This is a genomic window from Paraliobacillus sediminis, from assembly GCF_003426055.1.
In genome coordinates, this window is sequence record NZ_QJSI01000003.1 from 312,819 (window position 1) to 328,674 (window position 15,856).

General features: G+C 36.6%; 13 protein-coding genes. All 13 read left to right on the top strand.

All coding sequences use genetic code 11. The features are described 5' to 3' along the window. Positions 1-6: 6 nt before the first annotated feature. A complete protein-coding gene (locus D2K60_RS14230) occupies positions 7-2,667 on the top strand; it encodes a cation-translocating P-type ATPase (RefSeq protein ID WP_117169762.1) in 2,661 nt (886 codons plus the stop codon). 595 nt (positions 2,668-3,262) lie between these two features. Next, positions 3,263-4,141 (top strand): YicC/YloC family endoribonuclease, encoded by an 879-nt coding sequence (locus tag D2K60_RS14235; RefSeq protein WP_162880744.1) that lies wholly within the window; start codon positions 3,263-3,265, stop codon positions 4,139-4,141. Between the two features lie 107 nt (positions 4,142-4,248). Then, positions 4,249-4,509, top strand: a complete 261-nt coding sequence (remA, locus tag D2K60_RS14240; RefSeq protein WP_117169760.1) for an extracellular matrix/biofilm regulator RemA — start codon at positions 4,249-4,251, stop codon at positions 4,507-4,509. Positions 4,510-4,553: 44 nt separating this feature from the next. Further along, the gene (gene gmk, locus D2K60_RS14245) at positions 4,554-5,174 is read left to right on the top strand and encodes a guanylate kinase (RefSeq protein ID WP_117169759.1); all 621 of its coding nucleotides are present in this window, start codon (positions 4,554-4,556) and stop codon (positions 5,172-5,174) included. Beyond that, positions 5,174-5,386, top strand: coding sequence for a DNA-directed RNA polymerase subunit omega (gene rpoZ, locus D2K60_RS14250; RefSeq protein ID WP_117170377.1), 213 nt, complete (start codon positions 5,174-5,176; stop codon positions 5,384-5,386). Before gmk ends, rpoZ begins: the two co-directional genes overlap by 1 nt. Positions 5,387-5,494: 108 nt before the next feature. Further along, on the top strand, positions 5,495-6,700 hold the full coding sequence (gene coaBC / locus D2K60_RS14255) for a bifunctional phosphopantothenoylcysteine decarboxylase/phosphopantothenate--cysteine ligase CoaBC (protein ID WP_117169758.1): 1,206 nt from the start codon (positions 5,495-5,497) through the stop codon (positions 6,698-6,700). Then, the gene (gene priA / locus D2K60_RS14260; RefSeq protein WP_117169757.1) at positions 6,697-9,105 is read left to right on the top strand and encodes a primosomal protein N'; all 2,409 of its coding nucleotides are present in this window, start codon (positions 6,697-6,699) and stop codon (positions 9,103-9,105) included. Before coaBC ends, priA begins: the two co-directional genes overlap by 4 nt. A gap of 14 nt (positions 9,106-9,119) precedes the next feature. Continuing rightward, positions 9,120-10,058, top strand: coding sequence for a methionyl-tRNA formyltransferase (gene fmt, locus D2K60_RS14265; protein WP_117169756.1), 939 nt, complete (start codon positions 9,120-9,122; stop codon positions 10,056-10,058). Between the two features lies 1 nt (position 10,059). Further along, a complete protein-coding gene (rsmB, locus tag D2K60_RS14270; RefSeq protein ID WP_117169755.1) occupies positions 10,060-11,406 on the top strand; it encodes a 16S rRNA (cytosine(967)-C(5))-methyltransferase RsmB in 1,347 nt (448 codons plus the stop codon). A gap of 69 nt (positions 11,407-11,475) precedes the next feature. Continuing rightward, complete coding sequence (locus D2K60_RS14275) at positions 11,476-12,234, top strand: Stp1/IreP family PP2C-type Ser/Thr phosphatase (protein ID WP_117169754.1); 759 nt, start codon at positions 11,476-11,478, stop codon at positions 12,232-12,234. Beyond that, positions 12,228-14,294: a Stk1 family PASTA domain-containing Ser/Thr kinase gene (gene pknB, locus D2K60_RS14280; protein WP_117169753.1), complete on the top strand. Its 2,067-nt coding sequence runs from the start codon at positions 12,228-12,230 to the stop codon at positions 14,292-14,294. Before D2K60_RS14275 ends, pknB begins: the two co-directional genes overlap by 7 nt. 8 nt (positions 14,295-14,302) lie before the next feature. Next, a complete protein-coding gene (gene rsgA, locus D2K60_RS14285) occupies positions 14,303-15,184 on the top strand; it encodes a ribosome small subunit-dependent GTPase A (protein WP_117169752.1) in 882 nt (293 codons plus the stop codon). Positions 15,185-15,187: 3 nt separating this feature from the next. Next, complete coding sequence (gene rpe, locus D2K60_RS14290; protein ID WP_117169751.1) at positions 15,188-15,841, top strand: ribulose-phosphate 3-epimerase; 654 nt, start codon at positions 15,188-15,190, stop codon at positions 15,839-15,841. Positions 15,842-15,856 lie beyond the last annotated feature (15 nt).

A 15,856-nucleotide genomic window follows, 5' to 3' on the forward strand; every position in this document is an offset into this window, starting at 1 on the left:
TGCGATGTGAATTGGTATCAGTTAAGTGAAGAAGAAGTCTTGGACAAGCTCGCAGTTAATCAAAAAGTAGGCCTAACAAAAGAGGTTGCAACAGAACGCTTAAAGAAAACGGGACCCAATCAGCTAGAAGAGAAACAAAAAGCATCTTTATTTTTTCTGTTCATAAAGCAATTTCAGGATTTCATGGTCCTGGTTCTGCTAGCTGCTACATTATTATCAGGCTTACTAGGGGAATATGTAGATGCAATTGCGATCATAGTAATTGTATTAATCAATAGTTTTTTAGGTTTTTTTCAAGAACAGAAAGCTGAGAAATCATTAACTAAGTTAAAGGAGTTATCTGCTCCAGTAGCACACGTACTGCGTGATAAAGAGTGGATAACTATTCCATCACAACAAGTAGTTATTGGTGACATTATTAAACTGACAAATGGGGATCGAATTGTTGCGGATATTCGAATCTGTAAAGGTGAAGGATTAGAAATTGAAGAATCAGCTTTAACCGGGGAATCTGCACCTGTTCATAAAAAGATAACATCGATCGCAACCGAAGATCTGGATTATGCTGATCAACAAAACATGGCTTTTATGGGAACGCTTGTCTCAAAAGGAACTGGTGTAGGTGTAGTTGTTGCGACTGGGATGAAAACAGTGATGGGTCAAATCGCCGATCTATTAGTACAAACAAAAGCTCAAGTAACACCTTTAGAACGTAGATTAGCTGATTTGGGTAAAATACTAATTGTAATTGCTTTAATACTGACAGCTTTTGTCGTCTTCATTGGTGTATGGCAAGGACATCCATTATACGATATGTTCTTAGCTGGGATATCTCTTGCAGTAGCAGCGATCCCAGAAGGATTACCAGCAATTGTTACGGTGGCCCTATCTTTAGGTGTCCAACGAATGATTAAGAAAAAGGCAATCGTTCGAAAGTTATCTGCGGTAGAAACATTAGGAAGTACAACCGTTATTTGTTCTGATAAAACGGGAACGATGACTGAAAATAGAATGACAGTGAGGCAAATCTACACAAATCAACGATTAATTCAAGTGACAGGGGAAGGTCAAGCAATAACTGGTAACTTCTATCAAGATCAAGAGATTGTACCAGATAGATTAATACATGCTGTTTTAATGTATGGGATGGTCTGTAATCATGCGACACTGACGCAGAAAAAGAAATTATGGCAGGTGGATGGTGATCCAACGGAAGGTGCTTTACTAATCGCGGCACGTAAAGCAAATCTTTCCGAAGATGATCGAAATAACTTTAAAATAATCAAAGAAATACCTTTTGACTCAGAACGTAAACGGATGACCGTTATTGTAGAAGATAATCAAAAAAAGCGTTTTGCAATTACAAAGGGTGCACCGGACGTGCTGCTGCCACGTATTAATTATCTGACGGATGATGCGGAACGTAGGCCTTTTACAAGTAAGGATAAAAAGGAAATAGAAGAAAAATTAAATGTCATGACAGAGCAGGCTTTGCGAACAATTGCTATTTGTGTAAAGCCACTTAATGCGGATATGTCGCTCGATCACACGTCAATTGAAAATAACCTAACTTTTGTAGGCTTAGTAGGAATGATGGACCCACCACGTAAGGAAGTGAAAAAAGCAATCAAGGCTTGTAAAGACGCAGGAATTAAAACAGTTATGATAACTGGTGACCATGCCAAAACTGCTGAGGCGATAGCTAAACAGTTAGATATACTACCTTTAGGCGGACAAGTATTAAATGGATATGAACTAAATCATATGTCTGAAAAAGAGTTAGCAGATCGAGTGGATAATGTCTATGTGTTTGCACGTGTAACACCTGCACACAAATTAAAAATTGTCCAAGCTTTACAAGCAAAAGGACATATAGTTGCCATGACGGGCGATGGAGTAAATGACGCTCCAGCGATGAAGGCAAGTGATATAGGTATTAGTATGGGTAAATCAGGCACAGATGTTGCCAAAGAAGCTTCTGCATTAGTATTACTTGACGACAACTTTGCTACGATTGAAGCAGCGATTGAAGAAGGAAGAAATATATACGAAAATATTCGAAAATTCGTTCGCTATCTACTAGCCTCAAACGTAGGGGAAATACTGGTCATGTTATTTGCGATCGCATTAGGTTTTCCATTACCACTAATTCCGGTGCAAATATTATGGGTTAATCTTGTAACAGATGGTTTACCAGCTATGGCATTAGGACTCGATCAAGCGGAGAACAATGTGATGAAAACAAAACCTCGTCCCGTAAAAGAAGGTATTTTCTCCAGAGGACTTGGTATTAAAATACTAACACGTGGTTTAATGATCGGTGTTGTTACGTTACTAGCATTCATGACTGCTTATCAAAATGACCCAGCACATCTAACATATGCCAGAACAATCGCCTTTACAACACTTGTAATGGCACAACTCATTCATGTTTTTGATTGTCGAAGTGAACGCTCGATTTTTTCACGTAATCCATTTCAAAACATTTATTTGTTAGGAGCGGTATTTTCCTCAGTTGCTCTACTGATGGTTGTTATTTATTACCCGCCATTGCAAGTGATTTTTGAGACAGTGGATCTTCATTTACGAGACTGGATCTTTATCTTGTCACTGAGTGCGATTCCAACTGTATTATTTGGATTCACGAAAGGCACAGCTAAATCATAAGAAAATATAACAGGCTAGACTAAAATTAAATAAAGAATCAAATAACCGAGCTATAATAGCTGTTAATACAACTATAGCTCGTTTTTTTGATTTAGTTAAAAAGTAGACATAGTGATCAACTGTCTGTTAATTTGCTTGACAGTCATTAAAAAAGGCTACTTTCTAAAAGATTGACGTTTATTAAGAAACATCTATAAATTCTGACGTACCGTACTCGCTATGGAAGCAAATGGATGACACTCCTCGAAAATACAAATCGATTTCCTTCGTGCGATGTGGGTTCTTTGAAGCATTCCTGATCCTGTGGGAACAGCACAAGTAGAAGATCCACTTGGTAAAGGTTTTTTTACCAAGTTAGCTGAGACTGTGCCCACGGAAAGGGAATCCATTTGCTGACGTAGCAGGTAAGGAATCTACGTCGCGTTTTCCATCACGCTGCAAAAGTTGGGTCATGTATATATGTTTATGGAATGATTATTCGTATATAGAGTTAGTAAATTTCGTTATGTTCCAGTCTCGTTTTTATTTTCGTGATTATTTTTGCTATACTACTTTTATATATTTAAGAATGAAATATAAAATTGGATGTGATGATGTGACAAACAGCATGACTGGATTTGGTAGAGAAGTTAGAATTGTGGGTGATACGGTTATTACGGTGGAAATAAGAAGTGTGAACCAACGTTTTCTTGATATCTCATTAAAACTGCCACAGGCATTTTCTATGTTTGAAGATAAAATCAAAAAAAATGTCCAACGTTATTTTTCTCGTGGGAGAATAGAAGTCTTTATTTCAATATCTGGTCAGGGATTTGTAAAACGTGATTTACAAGTGGACTGGAATCTCTTTGATCAATATATTACGATGTTTCATAAGGTTCAGTCGCGCTATGACTTAGCTGATGAAGTGACCATTGCAATGATTCCGAGTCTGAAGGAAGTTGTGGCTGTTCAAGAAATAGATCGAGAAACGGATGAGTTAAAGGACGCAATTTTAGTTAGTGTTGAAAATGCGTGTCAACAAGTTTGGGATATGCGTATAATAGAAGGACAAGCATTAAAAGTAGATATGGTAACACGAATAGAAAAAATAGAAAAAATTATAAATATGTTGGGTGAACGTCGAGAAACTGTTATAATAGAATATCGGCAGCGAATTCAGAATAGAATTAAGTCCTACACAACGGAAATGCTTCCTGATGATAGTAAAATATATCATGAAATTGCCTTGCTTGCTGAAAAAGGAGATATAACGGAGGAAGTTACACGATTACATAGTCATCTCAAACAGTTTCGTACTGCGATTGAGCAAGAACAGGTGATGGGCAGGAAATTAGAGTTTATTTTACAAGAAATGCTCCGTGAAACAAATACAATTGGTTCCAAATCAAATGATGCATTAATTAGCGAGTGGGTTGTTACGCTAAAAACAGAAATGGAAAAATTGAAAGAACAAATTCTTAATGTCGAATAAATATTTTCATCATGTCCTAAAATGTACTATAATATATAGGAATAGAAATTATAAGTAGATTAAGATTAACCGTACACGGAGATGATGTACATAGAGGGGGAGCAAGATTGAGTTTAAGATTGATAAACATAGGATTTGGAAATGTCGTCTCGGCTAATCGAATTATCTCTATCGTATCACCAGAATCTGCACCAATAAAGAGAATTATTACGGTTGCTCGAGAAAATAATAAATTAGTAGATGCAACTTATGGCCGTAGAACAAGAGCCGTAATTATTACAGATAGTGACCATGTTGTCTTGTCAGCTGTTCAACCTGAAACTGTAGGTCAACGTGTTCTTAGTCATGAAGAAATGATAGATGAATAAATAGTAGACATGAATGGAAATTTGTGCAAACAGGAGGATGTATGTTGATCAAGGAGAAAGGTATTTTATTTGTATTATCTGGTCCGTCAGGTGTGGGAAAAGGAACTGTTCGTAAAGCATTATTTGAAAGAGATACCGCCTTACAGTATTCTATTTCAATGACAACGCGACAAAAACGTGTTGGTGAACAAGAAGCAGTTGATTATTTTTACCGAACAAAAGATGAATTTGAATCAATGATTAAAGACAAACAATTATTAGAGTATGCTGAATATGTAGGTAATTATTATGGCACTCCACGTGAATATGTAGAAGAGACTTTAGAGCTTGGAAGAGATGTATTCCTTGAGATTGAAGTACAAGGTGCGCTTCAGGTAAAAGAAAATTTCCCAGAGGGTGTTTTCCTTTTCTTATCACCACCTAGTCTTGAGGAATTGAAGACACGTATCGTCAACCGTGGTACGGAAAGCGATGCATTAGTAGCAAATAGATTGGATGCGGCCAAAGAAGAGATTGAAATGATGGACGCCTATGACTATGTTGTTGTGAATGATCAAGTCGAAGTGGCTGTGGATAAAGTCCAAGCGATTGTAAAAAGTGAACATTGTAAGAGAGAACGTGTCGCAAAACAATATAAGAAAGTGTTGGAGGTTGATTCATTATGATGTTAGAACCGTCTATTGATAAGCTACAATTAATCGTTAATTCAAAATACACATTAGTAACGATAGCGTCTCGACGTGCGAGACAAATCCAAGTAATGAAAAAGCATCAGTTAGAAAACCCTAAATCATTTAAACAGGTTGGAATTGCTTTGGAAGAAATTCAAGCGGGTAAGTTGACTTACATTGCAACTGATGTAAAAGAAAGAAGATAAACACTGACTATTTCTTAGTATTCCCTCGTTTGCATTTTGCAGGCGGGGGTTTCTTCTATAAATATTCCTACTTTACGAAAACAGTTAATTTTTGAAAGGAGAAATGACATGCTAAACGGTTCACATGTTGTACTCGGCGTAACTGGAGGCATTGCTGCATATAAGGCTTGTGCACTAACAAGTAAACTGGTCCAAAAGGGTGCAATAGTAAAAGTTATTATGACAGAAAGCGCACAGGAATTTGTCAGTCCGTTAACTTTTCAGGCGTTATCTCGTAATCCAGTTTATACAGATACATTCGATGAAAAAGATTCAGAAAAAATAGCCCATATTGATTTAGCGGATTGGGCTGATTTATTTATAATTGCACCAGCAACAGCGAATATGATTGGTAAAATCGCTAATGGGATAGCTGATGATATGTTATCTACTACTATTACTGCAACAAGAGCGGATGTTTATATAGCGCCTGCAATGAACGTACATATGTATGCACATCCTGCTGTGGTTAATAATATGAAAAGATTAGAATCGTGGGGTTATAAATTTATTGAACCTGGTGATGGTTATCTTGCTTGTGGGTATGTTGGAAAAGGAAGATTAGAAGAGCCAGAAACAATTGTAGCAGTTTTGGAAGAGAACAAGAAAATGAGTAAAGTATTAGCAAATAAAAAGGTTTTAATTTCAGCTGGACCAACACAAGAAAAAATCGATCCTGTTCGTTTTTTTACAAATCATTCTTCTGGGAAGATGGGTTTTGCTTTAGCTGAAGTAGCAGCACAATTTGGTGCAGAGGTCACACTTGTTTCAGGTCCTGTAGAATTAGATACACCAGCTAATGTAAATCGTGTTGACATTGTTTCAGCAAGTGAAATGCATGAGCAAATGAATCGTTATTTTTCCACAAGTGATATCGTAATTAAAGCAGCCGCAGTTGCAGATTATCGACCTAAAACAACGTATGACAGAAAAATGAAAAAGATAGATGGAGATTTAATGCTTGAATTTGAACGTACGACAGACATTTTAAAAGAGTTAGGTAGCAAAAAAACCGATCAATTTTTAGTAGGTTTCGCTGCTGAGACTGATAATCTAATGGAACAAGGTCAAAAGAAATTAGTTAGCAAAAATTTGGATGCGATTATTGTTAATGATATTCAAGCTAAAGGTGCTGGTTTTAAATCAAATACAAACGATGTCACATACATGCATCGTTCTGGTGTTACGACGCACTTTGGATTAGCGCAAAAAAAAGAAATAGCAAAACAAATCTTAGAACAAATAATCAACGATCTAAAGGCTGATGAGAAGTGAATATTGCTAAAGTAGTAGTCGATGTGCCTGCCTCTCAAACCAATCGTGTATTTGATTACGAGATACCAGAAACGTTACAGGGGTCGATACATCGAGGCATGCGCGTCATTGTTCCATTTGGACCAAGGAAGATTATGGGGTATATTCTGGAGCTTACGGATCAATCGGATTTCTCGCCACTAAAGAAGATTATGGCGTTAATGGATGTCACACCTGTGTTGACAGATGAATTATTGGATTTGGGGAAATGGTTGGCAGAACACACAATAAGCTTTTATATTTCCACCTTTCAAGCAATGCTACCACAAGCTTTAAAGGCAACATATAAAAAGACCATGCACCGTCTAACGGATGAAAGGTTATCTGATGAGCTAGAAGAATTGTTTGCTAGTCGTGATTACCTTGAATACGAGGAATTTGTTGAAATGTCAGGATCGCATAAACAGTTGCAACAGGCAATAAAAGCAGATCTAGTAGAGATGATCTATCAGGTAAACTCGAAGGAAACATTTAAAAAGCAAATAATGATTGGATCGGGAAAGGATCCACTAGAATTAGAAGAAATAATTGCGGATTTACCAAAGCAAGCAAAGAAAAAAATAGAAGTACTACGTTATTTTCAAGATAATAGTGAGATGATTTTAAAACGTGATTTCTTGAAAAAACTGCATACAACGCAAGCAACAGTTAAACCATTAATAGATGAAGGTTTATTAATAGAAAGAAAAGAAGAAATATATCGTAATCCATTCAAAGATGATCAAATTGAGCGGACCACTGCACTTCCATTAATGAAGCAACAAGAAAAAGTAATGGAACCGATAGTTGCGTCACTTGATACAGCGAGTCATGATGTTTTTCTTTTACATGGTGTAACAGGTAGTGGAAAAACGGAAGTCTATTTACAATCTATTCAGCATGTCTTAGAACAAGGTAAAGAAGCTATCGTTTTAGTACCCGAAATCTCCTTAACACCACAAATGGTTACGCGATTTAAAGGTAGGTTTGGTTCACAAGTGGCTGTTATGCATAGTGCTCTATCAAAAGGTGAACGATTTGACGAATGGCGTAAAATTCAACGCAAGGAAGTAAATGTGGTTGTTGGTGCAAGATCAGCTATCTTTGCACCATTTGAAAATGTTGGTATTATTATTATTGATGAAGAACATGAAACGAGTTATAAACAGGAAGAACATCCGCGTTATCACACACGTGATGTTGCGATTTATCGCGGAGAATACCATCATTGTCCTGTTATTTTAGGAAGTGCAACACCAACGTTAGAATCCTATGCAAGAGCTGGTAAAGGTATTTATCAGCTGTTATCTATGCCTGATCGGATGAATGAAACAAAAATGCCTGATGTACATATTGTTGATATGCGAGAAGAACTTCATGCTGGAAATAGAACAATGTTTTCTAGACAATTAAAAGAAGAAATTGAAAAGCGTATCGAACGTAAAGAACAAGTAGTCTTATTTTTAAATCGACGCGGTTATTCAACATTTGTGATGTGCCGTGATTGTGGGTATGTTATTAATTGTCCACATTGTGATATTGCACTAACCTATCATCGGAAAACGGAAAAATTAAAATGTCATTATTGTAGTCATGAAGAAAAAATGCCTGATAAATGTCCGGATTGCTTGAGTGAAACAATCCGTTATTTTGGTACAGGAACACAAAAAGTAGAGGAAGCAATTCAAGAAGTGATACCTGCGGCACGCGTGATTCGAATGGATGTCGATACAACAAGAAGAAAAGGTGCGCATGAAAAGTTATTAGATCAGTTTGGGAACCATGAAGCGGATATTTTATTAGGTACACAAATGATCGCAAAAGGTCTTGACTTTGGTAATGTTACGTTAGTCGGTGTGTTGGCTGCAGATAGTTTGTTACACTTACCTGATTTTCGTGCTTCTGAAAAAACATTTCAACTTTTGACACAAGTAAGTGGGCGTGCTGGCAGACACCATCTACCAGGAGAAGTTGTTATTCAGACCTATACGCCAGACCATTACAGTGTAGAACTAGCCGCGCAATATGATTATGAGGCCTTCTTTAAAAAAGAGATGTTATTACGAAAGACATATAATTATCCGCCATACTATTTTCTAACATTAGTAACGGTCTCCCATCCGAATGAATTAAAAGCAATGGAAGTTACAAAGACAATTACACAGCTATTGATTAAACACTTATCGAGTCAAGTCCGTGTGTTAGGTCCTACACCATCACCAATAACAAGGATAAAAGATAGATATCGCTATCAATGCATGATAAAATACAAAAATGAACCAGAACAACGACGTGTACTGCAACGGGTTTTAGCCTATTATGAAAAAGATATACAAAAGAATGAGTTATTAATTCAAATTGATTTACAACCCTATCAATTAATGTAGAAATGAGGTATTTGATGCAGAATGTCGTATTTATGGGAACACCAGATTTCGCTGTTCCTATTTTAAAACAATTAGTAGAAGATAATTATAATGTGGTATTAGTCGTCACACAACCAGATCGTCCTAAGGGCAGAAAGAAAAAATTGACACCGCCACCAGTAAAAGATGAAGCTATTAAGCAAGGTATTCCGGTGTATCAGCCAGAAAAAGTTAAAGACACCTATCAAGAAATTTTGGAATATGAGCCTGATATTATCGTGACAGCGGCCTTTGGACAGATTTTACCAAAAGCGTTATTAGAAGTTCCGAAGTTTGGTTGTATTAATGTACATGCGTCTCTTTTACCAGAACTTCGAGGTGGTGCGCCAATTCATTATGCACTACTCCAAGGTAAAACAAAAACTGGCGTAACAATTATGTATATGGCTGAAAAGTTAGATGCAGGAGCGATTATTTCGCAGTCTGAAATTACAATTAAGCATGATGATCATGTAGGGTCTTTACACGAGAAGTTAGCTGAAGTTGGGGCAACACTTTTACAGGAAACGTTGCCAACGATTATAAACCAATCTGCTCAATCAATAGAGCAAGATGAAACCCTTGTTACGTATGCACCAAATATTAAACGTGAACAAGAAAAAATAGATTGGAACGAAACAAACGACGAAATATATAATCATATTAGAGGGCTTCATCCGTGGCCTGTCGCAAGTACGACTCTAAATGGGAATAATATTAAAATTTGGTGGGGAGAAATAGAGCATACTACTTATCAAAATAAGGTCGGAGAAATAGTAGAAGTTAGTTCTAGCGGAATCATTGTCTGTTGCGGAAATAAAGAAGGATTAAGGATTACTGAAATACAACCGTCCGGTAAAAAGAAAATGTCTGTTGCAGACTTTGTACGTGGGAGCGGTCAATCATTAAAAGTAGGCGAAAAGTTGGGAGAATAAGATGAAGAAAAAAAATGTACGAGCAAGTTCATTAGATGTTTTATTGCGAATAGGTGATAATGGTGCGTTCAGTCACTTATTAATTGATCATACAATTAAGTCAAATGATCTATCAACATTAGATCAATCACTATTAACAGAGATTGTTTACGGTACGTTACAAAGAAAACTAACACTGGATTATTTCGTATCGCATTTTGTGAAAAAACCAGAAAAATTAGCATCTTGGGTAAAGTGGTTGCTTTATCTATCCTTCTATCAAATGCATTATTTAGAGAAGGTTCCTGATCATGCAATTATTAATGAGGCAGTTACGATTGCTAAAAAAAGAGGACATGAAGGTATTTCTTCTTTAGTTAATGGCGTATTACGTAGTGCACAGCGAAGTGGTTTTCCTTCGTTTGATACAATTTCAGATGATGTTGAACGCCTTAGTTTAGAAACAAGTCATCCATTGTGGCTTGTAAAACGTTGGGTTATGGCGTATGGTATGGCTAAAACAGAATTAATTTGTCATGCTAACTTACAAACAAAGCCAATGTCTGTTCGTGTCCAACCCTTAAAAATAACACGGGATGAGGCAATCAAAGCACTGGAAGATGAAGGCTATGAGGTAGAAGCTTCTCTTTTCTCAGCACAAGGAATTGTCGTATTAAAAGGTAATGTATTAAAAAGTGACTTATTTAGTAGAAATAGTTTATCTATTCAAGATCAGAGTTCGATGCTAGTAGCAGAAATGTTACAATTAGAAGAGAATCAGATCGTCTTAGATGCATGTAGTGCGCCAGGTGGAAAGACAACACATATCGCTGAAAAGCTCAAGAACACAGGACAGATTTTTGCTTATGACTTATTAGAGAAGAAGGCAGATCTTGTTGCTAAAAAAGCAGGTGTATTGGGCTTAACCAATATTGAGACAAAGGGAGCAGATGCTAGAAACTTAGATGCCTATCACAACCCGAACACATTTGATCGGATATTAGTGGATGCACCATGCTCAGGTTTAGGCGTTATTAGAGGGAAACCAGATATTAAATACAACAAAAATGAAGCGGATATTACTAATTTAGCAACCATTCAGTTAGCATTATTAGAAAATGTTGCACATTTATTAAAAAAAGATGGTAAACTTTTATATAGTACATGTACAGTTGATACTTTAGAGAATGAAAAAGTAGTGGAAGCATTTTTACTTGCGAATACTGACTTTGAAATAGATAAGACTTTTTTCGAAACGCTACCAGAATTCATCCAAGATGCTCCTGGTTTATCTAATCTAGGATTGCAATTATTCCCGGATGATTATCAAACGGATGGTTTTTTCCTTACACGCTTGCAAAAGAAATAAAAAGACATACGTTATTAGAAATAGATTAAGTATATAATGATGAAGAATGAATGATACGGGGTGAGATGAATGAAGCAATATTTTATAACGGATCAAGGTAAAGTAAGAGAGCATAATGAAGATGCTGGTGGTATATTTCGTAATCGAGAAAACCAAGTCTTAAGTGTTGTAGCAGATGGAATGGGTGGCCATAATGCAGGTGATGTGGCGAGTAAAATGGTCATTAATTACTTTCAAAAAGGATGGCCAGAAACTACTAGCTTCAAAACAAAAGAGGAAACGGAAGAATGGTTAACAAATTCAATTAATGAGATTAATCAAAAAGTCTATGATCATGCTCAGAAGAATACAGAATGCACTGGTATGGGCACTACGATAGTGGCTGCGATTTTTACTGGTGATTTTGTTTCTATCGCGCATATTGGTGATAGCCGCTGTTATCTTTATCATGATCATATACTTCGTCAAGTAACAGACGATCATTCACTCGTCAATGAACTTGTACGATCTGGCCAAATCTCTAAAGAAGATGCTGCATTTCATCCGCGAAAAAATGTCTTGATGCGAGCTTTGGGGACAGATGAAAGTGCGTTTCCAGATGTGCGATCTGAAGAATGGAAAGAAAATGACCGTTTATTAATTTGTTCAGACGGTTTATCTAATAAAGTTAGTGATGAAGAATTTGGTGCTTATTTGGAGAAGAGTGATTCAGTTGAACTAATTGGACAACAATTAGTTAATCTAGCTAATGAGCGTGGTGGAGAGGATAATATCACCATTACTTTATCTGAGTATGAATCAGTAAAAGAAGGTGATCCGTCGTGCTAGAAGGTCGATTGCTAAATGAGCGTTATAAGGTAATGAAGACGATTGGCGGCGGTGGGATGGCCAATGTATACTTAGGGCATGACACCATCTTAGATCGTGAAGTAGCTATTAAAGTGTTGAAATTAGAATATGCAAATGATGAAGAATTTATTACACGTTTTCATCGAGAAGCACATTCTGCAACGAGTCTATCTAATCCATATATAGTTAATATATATGATGTCGGTGATGAAGATAATATCTACTACATGGTAATGGAATATGTGAACGGAATGACTTTGAAGAAATACATTCAATTATACGGTCCAATCCAAGTTGAAGAGGCAATTGCAATTATGAGACAAGTTACTTCGGCAATTGATCATGCCCATGAAAATGATATTGTTCATCGTGACATCAAACCTCAAAATATTTTAATTGATCCTTTTGGTCAAGTTAAAGTTACTGATTTTGGTATAGCATTAGCCCTAAGTGCTACCTCTTTAACACAAACCAATTCTGTTTTAGGTTCTGTTCACTACCTTTCACCAGAACAAGCACGAGGCGGTACTGCAAATAAAAAATCTGATATATATTCTTTAGGTATTGTACTCTTTGAATTATTGACAGGTCAAATACCTTTTTCTGGACAATCTGCGGTATCGATTGCTTTGAAACACTTACAATCAGATACGCCATCCATTAGACAATGGAATAAAGAAATACCACAAAGTATTGAAAATGTTGTCTTAAAGGCAACAACAAAAGATCCGTTCTATCGTTATGATTCGGTAGACGCTTTTGAACAAGATTTAATAACAGTATTAGACCCATCTCGTATAAATGAAGCACCTTTTCTTCCTCCTGAAGAAGAGGGAGAGGCAACAAAGGCAATTCCGATCATAACAGAACAATCATTTGAGAAAAATAAATCAGCACAAGATACACTCGTCCATACTAAAAATTATGTTGTAAATGAGCAACCAACAGATGATAACGAAAAAGATAAAAAAACAGGTAAAAATAAAAAAGATAAGAAAAAGAAATCGAAAAAGAAGAAAGTTTTTATATGGCTCATTATATTGTTTTTTGTTTTGATAAGCTCTGGTCTGTTTGCACTATTTGTTCTGCCTAATTGGCTTCAACCAGATGATATCACGATTCCTGAGTTAGAAGGAGAGGCATATAGTGATGCATTACAGGAACTTGTTGAACTAGGTTTGGAAGTGGAACGTGAAGATGATTTTTCAGATGAAATTCCGGAAGATCATGTCACTCGAACAAACCCCGAGGCAGGTAAAAATATTAAAGAAGGTTCATCAATAACGGTTTATGTTAGTCAAGGGAAAGAAACGGAGGATATCTCTGATTACGTAGGTCAAAATTATGATCAAGTAGAACGAATTCTCTTGCAAAAAGGATATCAAGACGTTCAGAGAAATGATACCTATTCTGATCAACCTGAAGGGCAGATTTTAGCACAGGTTGAACCTACAGCAAATAGTGCGGTTGTTCCTTCTGATACGACTGTTATATTTGACGTTAGTGCCGGGGAGAAAACGATAACGTTAGATGACTTAACTGGTATGAGTGAAGATGATGCACGAGATTATCTCGAGGCAAACAATCTATCTGCTAATGTAGAAGAAAGTAATTCAGATGAAGTGGCAGAAGGAGATGTGATTAGTCAATCACCTAGTGCCAATAGTGAAGTGGAAGAAGATTCAGTTGTTGATCTTGTCGTTTCAATAGGGGAGGAAGAACAACCGCCTATAACGCATACTGTGTCATTTACAATTCCATATACCGGTGACGCTTCAACTAACGGTAATGCTAATGAAAATGCGAACGGGAACGAAAATAACGAGAATAGTTCCGGTGAAGCACAAGAAGTACGTATTTACATTAATGACATGGATAACGATCTTACGAGTTTGTATGAGACAGAGTCGATCACAGAAGATACGGAATTTTCTGTCAGACTCACAATTGCGCCAGGTGAGACAGCAACGTACAAAGTCGAAAGAGAAGATCAAGTGATCTTACAAAAAACGATTGCATATGAAGATGTAGAGGGGTGAGTGAATGAATGCCTGAAGGTAAAATCATGAAAGCGTTAAGTGGCTTCTATTACGTAAAAAGTGGTCAAGATATCTATCAATGCAGAGGACGGGGTTTGTTTCGTAAACAAAAAATCTCACCATTAGTTGGTGATGAAGTCCAATTTGATATTAGCAATCCAAATGAAGGCTATATTTTTGAAGTGAAAGAACGTAAAAATGAATTAAGACGTCCACCGATAGCGAATATTGATCAAGCCATTATTGTTGTATCAGCGAAAGAACCTGATTTCAGCTCCCTACTATTAGATCGTTTTTTACTATTAGTCGAAGCAAATCAAATAGAACCCGTAATTTTCATTTCAAAGGTAGATATGCTTTCTGCTGATGAACTGGCGAAAATTAATTCGTATCAAGAAATTTATCGGTCTATTGGCTATCAGGTTGAAGTGTCCTCAACGAAAGATGGTTCTGACCTACAACAATTAATGCCTTATTTCTCGAATAACATATCGGTTATTGCTGGACAATCAGGCGTTGGTAAATCATCATTATTAAACAAATTGAATCCACAACTTGATATTGAGACAAATGAAATTTCATCTAGTCTTAATCGTGGTAAACATACAACCAGGCATGTTGAACTCGTAGAAATTGCTGCAGGTTTAGTTGCGGATACACCAGGATTTAGTTCATTGGAATTTGATCAAATTGATTTAGAAACATTACCAGTTTGTTTTCCAGAAATGAGAAGGTTACAGAATGATTGTAAGTTCCGTGGTTGCATGCATATAAATGAGCCCAAATGTGCTATTAAAGCTGCAGTAGAAAAGGAAGAAATTGCACCATTTAGATACAAACATTATGTTTCATTTTATGATGAAATTCATACTAGAAAGCCGAGGTATTAACAGATGACAAAAATTGCTCCATCAATTCTATCAGCTGATTTCGCACGATTGAAAGATGAAATTATAGACGTGGAACAAGGGGGAGCCGATTATATTCATGTGGATGTAATGGACGGCCACTTTGTTCCTAACATTACGATCGGACCTCTTATTGTTGATGCCATTCGTCCAGTTACAACGTTACCTTTAGATGTGCATTTAATGATAGATAATCCAGATGACTATATTGATGCTTTTGCTGATGCTGGAGCAGATATTATTTCTGTTCATGTTGAAGCATGTACACATTTACACCGTACCATACACGCGATTAAAGCAAGAGGAGTAAAAGCGGGAGTCGTTATTAATCCTGGTACACCTGTAGAAATGATCTATCCCATTTTAAAAGATGTTGATCTAGTTTTGTTTATGACTGTAAATCCAGGATTTGGTGGGCAATCTTTTATCGCAGATGTATTGTCCAAGGTTAAACAAGCAGCTGTATGGAGAAAAGAATTCGCACCACATGTAGAGTTCGAAGTAGATGGTGGTATCAATGCAGAGACAGCTAAATTGTGTACCGATGCTGGTGTCGATGTACTAGTGGCGGGAAGTGCAATTTTCAATCAACAGGATCGACATAAAGCAATTGAAGTTATTCGACATGCAACAAAATAATTTTGTGCTTAAAAA

What these genes read in the sequence shown, in the direction of transcription:
- rsgA (WP_117169752.1), top strand. Translation starts at nt 14,303, where the DNA reads ATGCCTGAAGGTAAAATCATGAAAGCGTTAAGTGGCTTCTATTACGTA.
- rpe (WP_117169751.1), top strand. Translation starts at nt 15,188, where the DNA reads ATGACAAAAATTGCTCCATCAATTCTATCAGCTGATTTCGCACGATTG.
- coaBC (WP_117169758.1), top strand. Translation starts at nt 5,495, where the DNA reads ATGCTAAACGGTTCACATGTTGTACTCGGCGTAACTGGAGGCATTGCT.
- rpoZ (WP_117170377.1), top strand. Translation starts at nt 5,174, where the DNA reads ATGTTAGAACCGTCTATTGATAAGCTACAATTAATCGTTAATTCAAAA.
- D2K60_RS14275 (WP_117169754.1), top strand. Translation starts at nt 11,476, where the DNA reads ATGAAGCAATATTTTATAACGGATCAAGGTAAAGTAAGAGAGCATAAT.
- rsmB (WP_117169755.1), top strand. Translation starts at nt 10,060, where the DNA reads ATGAAGAAAAAAAATGTACGAGCAAGTTCATTAGATGTTTTATTGCGA.
- fmt (WP_117169756.1), top strand. Translation starts at nt 9,120, where the DNA reads ATGCAGAATGTCGTATTTATGGGAACACCAGATTTCGCTGTTCCTATT.